The 11,878-nt window shown below is 52.3% G+C and carries 11 protein-coding genes; 6 read left to right on the top strand and 5 right to left on the bottom strand.

What is annotated here, in order from left to right:
- Complete coding sequence (gene seqA, locus HMPREF0201_RS04895) at window positions 1–546, bottom strand: replication initiation negative regulator SeqA (protein WP_039898001.1); 546 nt, start codon at window positions 544–546, stop codon at window positions 1–3.
- Window positions 547–720: 174 nt separating this feature from the next.
- Between seqA and ybfF the strand changes: the two genes are divergently transcribed.
- The 4 genes from ybfF to fur all read left to right on the top strand — a co-directional run bounded on the left by ybfF (window position 721) and on the right by fur (window position 3,350).
- Entirely contained in the window at window positions 721–1,497 is a 777-nt protein-coding gene (ybfF, locus tag HMPREF0201_RS04890) for an esterase (protein WP_016535384.1), read from the top strand.
- Between the two features lie 132 nt (window positions 1,498–1,629).
- On the top strand, window positions 1,630–1,908 hold the full coding sequence (gene ybfE, locus HMPREF0201_RS04885; RefSeq protein WP_039899144.1) for a LexA regulated protein: 279 nt from the start codon (window positions 1,630–1,632) through the stop codon (window positions 1,906–1,908).
- 179 nt (window positions 1,909–2,087) lie between these two features.
- Entirely contained in the window at window positions 2,088–2,618 is a 531-nt protein-coding gene (gene fldA, locus HMPREF0201_RS04880; protein ID WP_016535382.1) for a flavodoxin FldA, read from the top strand.
- A gap of 279 nt (window positions 2,619–2,897) precedes the next feature.
- Window positions 2,898–3,350, top strand: a complete 453-nt coding sequence (gene fur / locus HMPREF0201_RS04875; protein ID WP_016535381.1) for a ferric iron uptake transcriptional regulator — start codon at window positions 2,898–2,900, stop codon at window positions 3,348–3,350.
- A 103-nt stretch (window positions 3,351–3,453) separates the two neighbouring features.
- Here fur and HMPREF0201_RS04870 read toward each other — a convergent pair whose 3' ends face one another.
- The 4 genes from HMPREF0201_RS04870 to nagE form a co-directional block, all read right to left on the bottom strand.
- Window positions 3,454–3,780, bottom strand: coding sequence for a ChiQ/YbfN family lipoprotein (locus HMPREF0201_RS04870; protein WP_016535380.1), 327 nt, complete (start codon window positions 3,778–3,780; stop codon window positions 3,454–3,456).
- A gap of 45 nt (window positions 3,781–3,825) precedes the next feature.
- On the bottom strand, window positions 3,826–5,232 hold the full coding sequence (chiP, locus tag HMPREF0201_RS04865) for a chitoporin ChiP (protein ID WP_039898000.1): 1,407 nt from the start codon (window positions 5,230–5,232) through the stop codon (window positions 3,826–3,828).
- Window positions 5,233–5,695: 463 nt separating this feature from the next.
- On the bottom strand, window positions 5,696–7,363 hold the full coding sequence (gene glnS, locus HMPREF0201_RS04860) for a glutamine--tRNA ligase (RefSeq protein WP_016535378.1): 1,668 nt from the start codon (window positions 7,361–7,363) through the stop codon (window positions 5,696–5,698).
- Between the two features lie 177 nt (window positions 7,364–7,540).
- Window positions 7,541–9,565, bottom strand: coding sequence for an N-acetylglucosamine-specific PTS transporter subunit IIBC (gene nagE, locus HMPREF0201_RS04855; protein WP_039897999.1), 2,025 nt, complete (start codon window positions 9,563–9,565; stop codon window positions 7,541–7,543).
- A 336-nt stretch (window positions 9,566–9,901) separates the two neighbouring features.
- Here nagE and nagB point away from each other — a divergent pair, with 336 nt between their 5' ends.
- Window positions 9,902–10,702, top strand: a complete 801-nt coding sequence (gene nagB / locus HMPREF0201_RS04850; RefSeq protein ID WP_039897998.1) for a glucosamine-6-phosphate deaminase — start codon at window positions 9,902–9,904, stop codon at window positions 10,700–10,702.
- A 26-nt stretch (window positions 10,703–10,728) separates the two neighbouring features.
- A complete protein-coding gene (gene nagA / locus HMPREF0201_RS04845; RefSeq protein ID WP_016535375.1) occupies window positions 10,729–11,877 on the top strand; it encodes an N-acetylglucosamine-6-phosphate deacetylase in 1,149 nt (382 codons plus the stop codon).
- The last annotated feature ends 1 nt before the right edge of the window (window position 11,878 follow it).

Here is an 11,878-nt window from a genome sequence, read left to right as displayed (position 1 = left end):
TTAAATAGTGCCGCAAACCTTTTCAATCAGCTCCGCGGGGAACTGCATTGACTGCATGATGTGTTCAACCATGCTGCGTTTACGATCCGTATTCGTGTTGGTTATCACCCAGTACGGGGTGCCCGGAACATGTTTCGGCTTGGTTTGATTGCCGCTTGCCAGCAGCGTTTGCTCGTTACCGGCAAAGTAAACCCGGGTGCGGCCATGCAGCGATTCAGTAGCTTCGCCGAAGGTTTTTGCATCCAGTTGATAAAGCGTGGAGAGCACCATCATAAAGCGGTTAACGGCCTTATTCTGGGCGGCGTATTCGTCGGAGAGCAGCAGCTCACGCACCGCGCGAACGCGATTGCGGGCGTTATTAGCCGGTTTCTCTTCGACAACGGGCGCCGGGCGCTCCGCGGTGGCAGGTGTAGGGGTAGCTGCTGGAGTTTGTCCGGCGCTAAATTTGAGCATACGCCGTAAAATGTCGGACGCGCTTTCGCCAATATGCTTGGTTTGGCTGGCAATGTAGCGATAAAGCTCGTCATCAACTTCGATTGTTTTCATCTTAATCCAGTACGATATCTTTTCTGAATACAAGTCGTTGGGATTATAGGGGCAAATCCCAACAGCGAACAGGAGGGGCGGCTTAAAGTCAGAGTAAACTGAATATTTGCCGCACGCCCGCAGGAATGCCAACATAATACCCTAACCAAACGCCCCAAAATAAAGAACTTTGCCATGAAATTAAATGCTCGCCTGCAAACTGCGCAACAATCGAATAGCAATTCCCCTATCGTGCTGATCCACGGCCTGTTCGGCAGCCTCGACAACCTTGGCATACTGGCGCGGGATTTGGGCAAGGATCACACCCTTTTACAGATAGATCTGCGCAACCACGGACTTTCACCGCGCAGCGATGACATGAGCTATGCCGCAATGGCGCAGGACGTCATCGACACGCTCGACGTGTATAACATAGAAAAAGCAACGTTCATCGGCCACTCGATGGGCGGCAAAGTGGTGATGGCCTTAAGCGCGATTGCCCCCCAGCGCATTGATAAGCTGGTGATTATCGACATTGCACCTGTCAATTACCACGTTCGCCGTCACGACGAGATTTTCGCCGGGATCCGCGCGGTAACCGAAGCAGGCATGAAAACGCGCCAGCAGGCCGCTCAAATAATGCGTGAGCACATTGCCGAAGAGGGCGTTATTCAGTTCCTGCTGAAATCCTTTGCCGACGGCGAGTGGAAGTTCAACGTTCCGGTGCTCTGGCAACAATATGATCATATTGTCGGCTGGCAGCCGATACCTGCCTGGCAGAAACCGGCGCTGTTTATTCGCGGCGGCGACTCGCCTTATGTTGACGAAAGTCATCGGGAAGAGCTGTTAAGGCAGTTCCCTCTGGCCCGCGCCCATGTGATTGCCGGAGCCGGACACTGGGTCCACGCCGAGAAACCGGACGCGGTTTTGCGCGCAATTCACCGATTTATCGACGCTGATGCGAAAAACTGATTAAAAACAGAACGACCGGGACGCAGAAGTCGCTAACGCGTTGGCGCGAATGGCGCGCTGATGTATGATGGCGCGCTTAATTGCACCGGCACCCTGCCCCTGCAGCCAGAATTCCCTGTCAGTATCCTAATCATGGCAAAAGAACAAACGGACCGTACTACATTAGATCTGTTCGCGGACGAGCGTCGCCCCGGGCGGCCTAAAACCAATCCGCTCTCGCGCGATGAGCAGCTGCGTATCAATAAACGCAACCAGCTAAAGCGCGATAAAGTGCGTGGTTTGAAGCGGGTAGAGCTAAAACTGAACAACGATGCGGTCGACGCCCTCAACCAGCTTGCCGACGCGCGTAATATTAGCCGTAGTGAGCTTATCGAAGAGATGTTGCTCGAGCAGCTCAAAAAGCTGGCTTAAGCGCGTTGTACGCGCTTCGAGAAATCTGAAATCATAAAACGGTGAGCGAAACCATGTTGCAGACTGTGCACCAGGGCGTGATAGCTGTTTCCGCTGGCGATTCTGTTCTGCTATGATTGCCCTATACGTGGGCATTTAACGGCCAGCATACTATTTAGTTTCAAGAGGTTATTTTACTCATGGCAATCGTAGGCATTTTTTTCGGCAGCGACACCGGTAACACCGAAAATATCGCGAAAATGATTCAAAAACAGCTCGGTAAAGAAGTTGCTGAGGTGCGTGACATTGCTAAAAGCAGCAAAGAAGATCTCGAAGGTTTCGACATTCTGTTGCTCGGCATTCCAACCTGGTACTACGGCGAAGCCCAGTGCGACTGGGATGATTTCTTCCCAACCCTCGAAGAAGTCGATTTCAACGGCAAGCTGGTTGCGCTGTTCGGCTGCGGCGACCAGGAAGATTATGCAGAATACTTCTGCGACGCGCTCGGCACCATCCGCGACATCATTGAACCGCGCGGCGCGGCGATTGTTGGCCACTGGCCAACCGCAGGCTACCACTTCGAAGCCTCCAAAGGCCTCGCGGATGACGACCACTTTGTTGGCCTGGCGATTGACGAAGACCGCCAGCCAGAACTGACCGCAGAACGCGTTGAGAAGTGGGTTAAGCAGGTTTCTGAAGAGCTGAATCTGGCCGATATCATTAACGCCTGATTTCAATGGCGCAAATGATGAATTTGCGCCATCTTGATAGATTGCAGCAATGAAAATAATTGCTACAAGTTTGTAACTTTCTCGTACATCCCTGTACAATGTCTTCCTGATAGCTTGGCTGATAATTACTGTAAATGGCGACGCCGCCACGATTTTTCAGCCTTATTTTGCACCATACTTGCGGTTCCCATTTAGAAGCAGCAGTTCTATAATGAGACGCATTACTCTTAACGCTCACTGCAGTTTGAGCGAATCGTTAAGCAACAGGACAATTTCCGCATGACTGACAACAATACCGCATTAAAGAAGGCCGGCTTGAAAGTCACGCTTCCGCGATTAAAAATCCTTGAAGTGCTGCAAGAGCCGGTAAATCATCACGTCAGCGCGGAAGACTTATATAAACGACTGATCGATATGGGCGAAGAGATTGGCCTGGCGACGGTCTACCGCGTGCTGAACCAGTTTGACGATGCCGGGATCGTGACCCGTCATAATTTCGAAGGCGGCAAGTCCGTTTTTGAACTGACCCAGCAGCATCACCACGATCACCTTATCTGTCTCGACTGCGGTAAAGTGATTGAATTCAGCGATGACTCCATCGAGTTGCGCCAGCGTGAAATTGCCGCTCGTCACGGTATTCGCCTGACCAACCATAGCCTGTATCTGTACGGGCACTGCGCTGAAGGCGACTGCCGCGAAGACGAAAACGCTCACGCGCCTAAAGAGAAGTAAAGCTCTTTAGCGAACGCCGCCCTACTCTGACGGCGGCGCTCAAAAAAACAAAAACCGGTGAATCGCTTCACCGGTTTTTTTATCGACTAAAGAAAGTAAAGCCTTAGCCGTTGTTGGCGCGAATTTCCTGCCAAATTTTGTCGCAGCGTACTTTTGCCGCTTCGTCATTGCCGCTTTTTCTGGCCTGGATGCATTTCTGGTAATCCAGCACGTTAACCGTTTCCTTCTCGGCAAAGACCTGGTGCTGTTTTTCCTGGCGCAGCACGTTCAGCACGCTCTGGCAGGCTTCAATTTTATCCGGGTTACCTTCCGCAGTATTGATACAGGCGCTATAGGCCTGCTTCAGGCGTGAGTCTTCCTTCGGAGCCGCAGGCTGAACGCAGGCGGACAGGGTAAAGGCTACGGCGGTAACCAGCAGAATCTTTTTCATATTCTATCCTTATCAAAATCGGGCGCTTTCGCGCCCGGTTTCACATCAGAAGATGGTGAATGGTGCGATAACGATGAATTTCACGTCACGCTCATCCTGGAAGATGTTGGCGTAGCCGCCTTTACCAGATGGAATATCGGAATGGTTGTCGTACTGGGTAAAGTGCAGTTTGAACAGCGTACCTTTAGCACGGCCTTCCTGCACGGTGTACATTGCGTCCAGGCTGTAAGAGGACTCTTTGATTTTGTTGGAAGCAATATCCTGACGGCCTTCAATCGCGTCATACTGCCAGGTAGCCGGTTTCGCATCCCAGGCATAAACGTACGAGCCACCCACAGCCCAACCCGGCAGGTTCCAGTTGCTCAGGTCGTACATTGCGCCGAAGAATACCGCTTTTTCGCCGTTGGCGTTGAAGTCAGAGCGGTTATCCCACCACACGTCGAGACGGCCGTTGGAGGAAGCGTAGGTTGGGGTCATACGCTGCAGGAAGTACCCCTGCTGGCCTTCTGCCTTAACCATGGTTCCTTCGAGACGCAGGTCAACCTGGCCTACTTTATAGCCGAAGGTCAGCGCCTGCAGCCATGCGGTGCCGTCGTAAATATCGTTGATGGTGTTATTGCTGGCTTTATCGCGGGTGCCGTAGAACTGGTAGCTGGTGCTCAGCGGGCTGCCTGCAACATCAAATTTGTAGCTGGCTTTAGCAAAGTACTGGTCAACGAAGCCCTGAGCCTGGCCGAATGCGCCTTCCAGAATCAGATCGTTTTTGAAGTCATATTTAGCACCGATGGAGTGCAGATAGTCGACTTTGGTCTTTCTGTCGTTCTGGTAATATTTGTCCATCTCCAGGTGCCATGGAGCCTTGTACTCGTTGGTCCACATGTAGGAGAAGCTCAGCGCGCCAGCATCGCCATAGTCAAAGGCAGCACCGGCTTCAGCACCCTGATAGGTGCCCGGCATAAAGCTCCAGTGTGGGGCCAGCAGGGTCTGGCCGGTTGGCTGAATGTAACCCGCACGCGCCCAAACCGGGCCATATTTAAATTTAGCCGCTGCTTTATACAGGCTAATTCCGCCCTTATCGCCAGTCCATTTTTCGTCATAGGCTTTATTGGAGGAAGAGAAAGCGATTTCGTTCGGGTGGCCGCTGGCGCTGTCTTCAGCCATTTCAATCGCGGTGAATGCCGCAATATCGAGACCAAACATATCGGCCGCATAGCCGGACTGGAAGTCGAGGTTGGCGTTCCAGGTGGAGTGTGACAGGTTGGTTTTGTATTTGCCGTCAGCTACATCTTTACGGTCGCGCTCACGTTGCCAGTAATAGACGCCCCCGGTCAGCGTTGAGTCATCAACAAAGCCAGCCGCGCTAACCTGCGGAGCAACAACAAAGCCTGAAAGAGCGGTAACGCTTGCAACAGCAAGAGCAAGCGCACTACGTTTGCCACTAAACGTACGCATAGTTAAATTCCTCTTTGACGTAAAAATCATCGCCTGACGTGAAAAGCGCCATGGACGAAAAAAGTAAAATTGCCTGACGGCTAAAAAGCGGTTTTTACATTACTCACCCGCATTACTGCTGCTCATAGACTATTTTTCGCGACGCGAATTATCAATGACTTTGTATGAGAGATTTCCTGGAGTATGACAGAGAGCACATAATCTATGTGCATTTGTAACAATTTCACACAGCGGATTCTTCATCCTTCATTTCATTGATTAGCCATATAAAAAACTTTTGAGAGCGCTTTCATTATATGAGTCAGAAGATTACGGGATAAACAGGATTAAAAAAGAGGGTATTTCCAGGCTCTGTAAATGAGAATTAATTCGCAACGCGAATGTGTATTAATGGTTAAAGGAGTGTTTTCAGAAAGAAAAAACGCCGCATAAAGCGGCGTTTCGGTGAAGCGATAAACGGCGGTTATTCGCCGACTTTCGCCCAGGTATCGCGCAGACCAACGGTGCGGTTAAACACCAGTTTTTCCGCCGTGGTGTAGCGGCTATCGAGGCAGAAGTAGCCTTCGCGTTCAAACTGGTAGGCCTTGCCTTTTTCCGCAGTTTGCAGGCTTGGCTCAACGAAGCCCTGCTTGATAACCAGCGACTCAGCGTTGATGGTCGCCAGGAAATCTTCCGCAGCGCCCGGGTTAGCCACGCTGAACAGGCGATCGTACAGACGGATTTCCACCGGCAGCGCGTGCGCGGCGCTAACCCAGTGAATAACACCCTTAACTTTACGCCCGTCAGAAGGATCCTTGCTCAGGGTTTCCTGATCGTAGGTGCAGTACAGTTCGGTGATATTGCCTTCCGCATCTTTTTCTACGCGTTCGGCTTTAATCACGTACGCATTGCGCAGGCGAACTTCTTTACCCAGCACCAGGCGCTTGTACTGCTTGTTCGCTTCTTCGCGGAAGTCAGCGCGGTCAATGTAAACCTCGCCGCTGAACGGCACCTGACGGCTGCCCATTTCAGGTTTATTCGGATGATTCGGCATGGTCACCGTCTCTTCCTGGCCCTGAGGGTAGTTAGTGATGATAACTTTAACCGGATCGAGAACCGCCATCGCACGCGGTGCGTTCTCGTTCAGGTCATCACGAATGCAGGACTCCAGGGCGGCCATTTCTACGGTGTTATCCTGCTTGGTCACGCCAATGCGTTTGCAGAACTCACAGATAGAAGCGGCGGTATAGCCGCGGCGACGCAGGCCGGAAATCGTCGGCATACGTGGGTCATCCCAGCCTTCAACAATCTTCTCGGTCACCAGCAGGTTCAGCTTACGCTTCGACATGATGGCGTATTCGAGGTTCAGGCGAGAGAACTCATACTGGCGCGGGTGCGCAGGAATGGTGATGTTATCCAGCACCCAGTCATACAGGCGACGGTTATCCTGGAATTCCAGCGTACACAGCGAATGAGTAATGCCTTCCAGCGCATCGGAAATGCAGTGGGTGAAGTCGTACATCGGGTAGATGCACCACTTGCTGCCGGTCTGGTGGTGATCGGCAAATTTAATGCGGTACAGAACCGGATCGCGCATCACGATAAACGGCGAAGCCATATCGATTTTTGCACGCAGGCACGCAGTACCCTCGGCGAACTCGCCGTTACGCATTTTCTCAAACAGCGCGAGGTTTTCCTCAACGCTGCGGTCGCGGAACGGGCTGTTTTTACCCGGCGCGGTCAGGCTGCCGCGGTATTCGCGAATTTGCTCAGGGCTTAGCTCATCGACATAGGCCAGTCCTTTATTAATTAGCTCAACGGCATAATTAAACAGCTGGTCGAAATAGTCTGAGGAGTAACGGACGTTACCGGACCAGTGGAAGCCCAGCCATTCAACGTCGTGCTTAATAGACTCAACGTATTCGATGTCTTCTTTTACCGGGTTAGTGTCATCGAAACGCAGGTTGCACTGCCCCTGGTAGTCCTGGGCAATGCCAAAGTTCAGGCAAATAGACTTGGCATGGCCAATATGCAGATAGCCGTTTGGCTCAGGCGGAAAACGGGTGCAAATACTGGTGTGCTTACCGTTCGCCAGGTCTTCATCAATAATCTGACGGATAAAGTTAGTTGGGCGGGCTTCAGCCTCACTCATCGCGGGTTCCTCAAAGCGTGTACCTTAGTTAACGGTGCATGATCTAATAAGCGGCCTCGGGAAACAACCTTTAGTTGCATTAATTAGGGTTATCAATCAGCGGCAAATCGCAGGCAATAAAAAAGCGGCTGACGATGTCCGTCAGCCGCTCAGGCACAATAGCTTACTCAGGAGCGATTATTTGCCTTTAATCTCATACAGCGGCGTTTGACCGGCAACAACCTGACCTTTAGCCTGGATAACCAGACCGCTGAAGTCGTCGATGTTGCTGCAAACTACCGGGCTAATCATGGAGCGGGCGTTAGCGTTCAGGAAATCAAGATCCATTTCCAGAATCGGCTGGCCTGCAACCACTTCAGCGCCCTCTTCCACCAGGCGAGTAAAGCCCTTTCCACCCAGAGCAACGGTATCGATGCCCATGTGAACCACAATCTCAGCGCCTTTTTCGGTTTCGAGGCAGAAAGCGTGGTTGGTGTTGAAGATTTTCACGATAGTACCGGCCGCCGGAGAGACGACGGTTTTATCAGTTGGCTTAACGGCTACGCCATCGCCAACGGCTTTGCTGGCAAACGCTTCGTCAGGAACCTGTTCAAGTTCAACCACTTCGCCGGTGACCGGAGAAACCAGAGTGGCAATAGTCACGCTGGTAGCATTAGGCACGGCCTGCGGTTTAGCAGCAGCCTGTGGCGCAGCGCCGGCAACCGGGGCAGCAGCTTCTACGGTGCCCGCAGTTTTCATTGCGTTAGCAATTTTTTCTGCGGCAAAGCCGACGATTATCTGCACGCTGGTTTTGTTCAGGCGGATAACGCCCGTCGCACCCAGGCGCTTAGCCAGCGCTTCATTGACTACGGAAGAGTCTTTAACGTTCAGACGCAGACGAGTGATACAGGCATCAATGCCGGTCAGGTTAGCAGAGCCACCCACGGCAGAGATGTACTGACGGGCCAGACCAGAAACGTCCTGGTTAGCATCGCCGCTCACGTTCACATCCTGGCCATCGGCTTCGTCACCGGCAACCGCCAGCTCGCGACCCGGAGTCAGCAGGTTGAATTTGGTGATAGTGAAGCGGAACACCACGTAGTAAATAACGAAGAACACCAGGCCCTGCGGGATAAGCATCCACCAGTGGGTTGCCAGCGGGTTACGGGAAGAAAGCACCATATCCACCAGACCTGCGGAGAAGCCGAAACCTGCAATCCAGTGCATGCTTGCCGCGATAAATACGGAGATACCGGTCAGGAAAGCGTGGATAACGTACAGAACCGGCGCAACGAACATGAAGGAGAATTCCAGCGGTTCGGTGATACCGGTGAAGAACGCGGCAAAAGCAGCAGCCATCATAATACCGGCAACTTTCGCTTTGTTTTCAGGACGTGCACAGTGGTAGATGGCAAGCGCTGCGCCCGGCAGGCCGAACATCATAATCGGGAAGAAGCCAGCCTGGTAACGACCGGTGATACCGACAACCGCTTTACCTGCTTCGATGGACTGAGCGCCCCCCAGGAAGTTAGGAATGTCGTTAATGCCCGCAACGTCGAACCAGAACACGGAGTTCAGGGCGTGGTGCAGACCAACCGGGATCAGCAGACGGTTGAAGAACGCATAGATGCCTGCGCCCGCAGAACCGAGTTTCTGAATGTGCTCACCAAAGTTCACCAGGCCATCGAAGATCATCGGCCAGACGTACATCATGATGAACGCAACGAGGATCATCAGGAAAGAGGTGAGGATCGGCACCAGACGGCGACCGCTGAAGAACGACAGCGCTTTCGGCAGCTCAACGCCGCTGAAGCGGTTGTACAGTTCCGCAGAGATAATACCGACCAGAATACCCACAAACTGGTTTTCAATTTTACCGAATGCCGCCGGAACCTGATCCGCCGGGATTTTCTGAATCATGGCAACCGCTGCCGGTGAGCAGAGGGTGGTCAGAACCAGGAAGCCAACAAAGCCGGTCAGCGCTGCTGCGCCGTCTTTATCTTTAGACATACCGTAAGCCACACCGATGGCGAACAGTACGGACATGTGATCAATGATTGCGGAACCGGATTTAATGAAGAGTGCCGCTAACGCGTTGTCTCCACCCCAACTAACTGGGTCAATCCAGTAACCAACCCCCATTAATATTGCTGCTGCTGGCAGTGTAGCCACGGGCACCATAAGTGCGCGGCCCACGCGTTGTAGATAACCTAGAATACTCACTTTATTCCCCCCTATGAGACCCCGTTAAGGCTCGCTCAAGCAGTGTTTATTATTGTCTTAACAACCTTGAATGTACGGCGACTTTTACATCACACGCTGAAGTGTGAAAAAAATTAATTCGTACCGCAAATTAAACGCACCTTTTTTGTGACATTTATCACCAAATATCGCTAATCCCCTCCCCTGTTACTGGCTATCTCCGAAAACTTATTTTATGATTCAAAAAATCAAGGCGGATTGATCCCTGTTTGTTCAGGATAAAAGTGGTTTACCCTTAAGCTTTATCAAGATCGATTCAGCCAACCCAATTTTTACTCTTAACTTACGAGGTGAATGATGAGACTGATTCCCCTGGCTACCCCGGCTCAGGTCGGCAAATGGGCAGCTCGCCATATTGTAAACCGCATTAATGCATTCAAACCGACCGCGGACCGTCCGTTCGTATTAGGTCTGCCAACCGGCGGCACCCCGCTGGAAGCTTACAAAGCTCTGGTAGAGATGCATAAAGCAGGCCAGGTTAGCTTTAAGAACGTCGTCACGTTCAATATGGACGAATACGTAGGTCTGCCGAAGGAGCACCCGGAAAGTTATTATACTTTCATGCACCGCAACTTCTTTGATCACGTTGATATCCCAGCGGAAAACATCAACCTGCTGAACGGCAATGCTGAAGATGTTGACGCGGAATGCCGCCGTTACGAAGAAAAGATCCGCTCTTACGGCAAAATCAACCTGTTCATGGGCGGCGTGGGCAACGACGGCCACATCGCGTTCAACGAACCGGCTTCTTCGCTCTCTTCCCGCACCCGCATTAAAACCCTGACCCATGACACCCGTGTGGCAAACTCCCGCTTCTTCGGCGGCGACGTGACTCAGGTTCCAAAATATGCGCTGACCGTGGGCGTGGGCACGCTGCTTGATGCAGAAGAAGTGATGATTCTGGTGCTCGGCGGCGTGAAAGCGCTGGCGCTGCAGGCCGCGGTTGAAGGCAACGTTAACCACATGTGGACCATTACCTGCCTGCAGCTGCATCCGAAGGCGGTTATCGTGTGTGATGAGCCGTCCACCATGGAGCTGAAAGTGAAAACGTTGAAATATTTCAACGAGCTGGAAGCAGAAAACATCAAAGGTCTTTAAGTTTTAGTTATTACCGGGGGTAGGATATGTATGCATTAACCCACGGTCGGATTTACACCGGCCATGAAATTCTGGATGACCACGCGGTTGTTATCGCCGATGGCCTGATTGAGCGTATCTGCCCTGCCGACTCTCTGCCGGCAGGAATGGAAACTCGCGATGTGGGCGGTGCCGTCATTGCCCCCGGTTTTATTGATGTACAGCTGAACGGCTGCGGCGGCGTGCAGTTCAACGACACCGCAGAAGCCGTTTCGGTTGAAACGCTGGAAATCATGCAGAAAGCGAACGAACGTTCGGGCTGCACCAGCTACCTGCCAACGCTTATCACCACCAGCGACGAGCTGATGATGCAGGGCGTGAAAGTAATGCGTGAATATCTGGCGAAATACAGCAACCAGGCGCTGGGCCTGCACCTTGAAGGGCCGTGGCTCAACATGGTGAAGAAAGGCACCCACAACCCAGGGTTTGTGCGTAAGCCGGACGCTAAGCTGGTTGATTTCCTGTGCCAAAACGCAGACGTCATCACCAAAGTGACTCTGGCTCCGGAAATGGTTGAGCCAGAAGTGATTGAAAAACTGGTTGCCGCGGGCATTATCGTTTCCGCCGGGCACTCCAACGCAACGGCTAAAGAAGCAAAAATCGGCTTCCGCGCGGGTATTACCTTTGCGACCCACCTTTTCAACGCCATGCCTTATATTACCGGGCGTGAACCGGGTCTTGCGGGCGCAATCTTTGATGAAGCAGACGTTTACTGCGGCATCATTGCCGATGGCCTGCATGTGGATTATGCGAATATTCGCACCGCAAAACGCGTGAAGGGCGATAAACTGTGCCTGGTCACCGACGCCACCGCTCCGGCAGGCGCGAATATCGACCAGTTCATTTTTGCCGGTAAAACAATATACTACCGTGACGGCCTGTGCGTAGATGAGAACGGAACCCTCAGCGGCTCTGCTCTGACTATGATTCAGGGCGTTCGTAATCTGGTAGAGCACGCGGCTATCGCGCTGGATGAAGTCCTGCGAATGGCAACGCTCTACCCCGCTCGCGCAATGGGCGTGGATAAACAGCTGGGTTCAGTCGAAGCCGGTAAAGTGGCGAACCTGACCGTGTTTAACCGCGACTATAAAATTATCAAGACCATCGTTAATGGTAACGAGGTCGTAACTGAGTAAA

The organism is Cedecea davisae DSM 4568 (genome assembly GCF_000412335.2).
Lineage (GTDB): Bacteria > Pseudomonadota > Gammaproteobacteria > Enterobacterales > Enterobacteriaceae > Cedecea > Cedecea davisae.
Note: the sequence above shows the minus strand (reverse complement) of the source record. Positions and strands in the feature narration are given on the sequence as shown.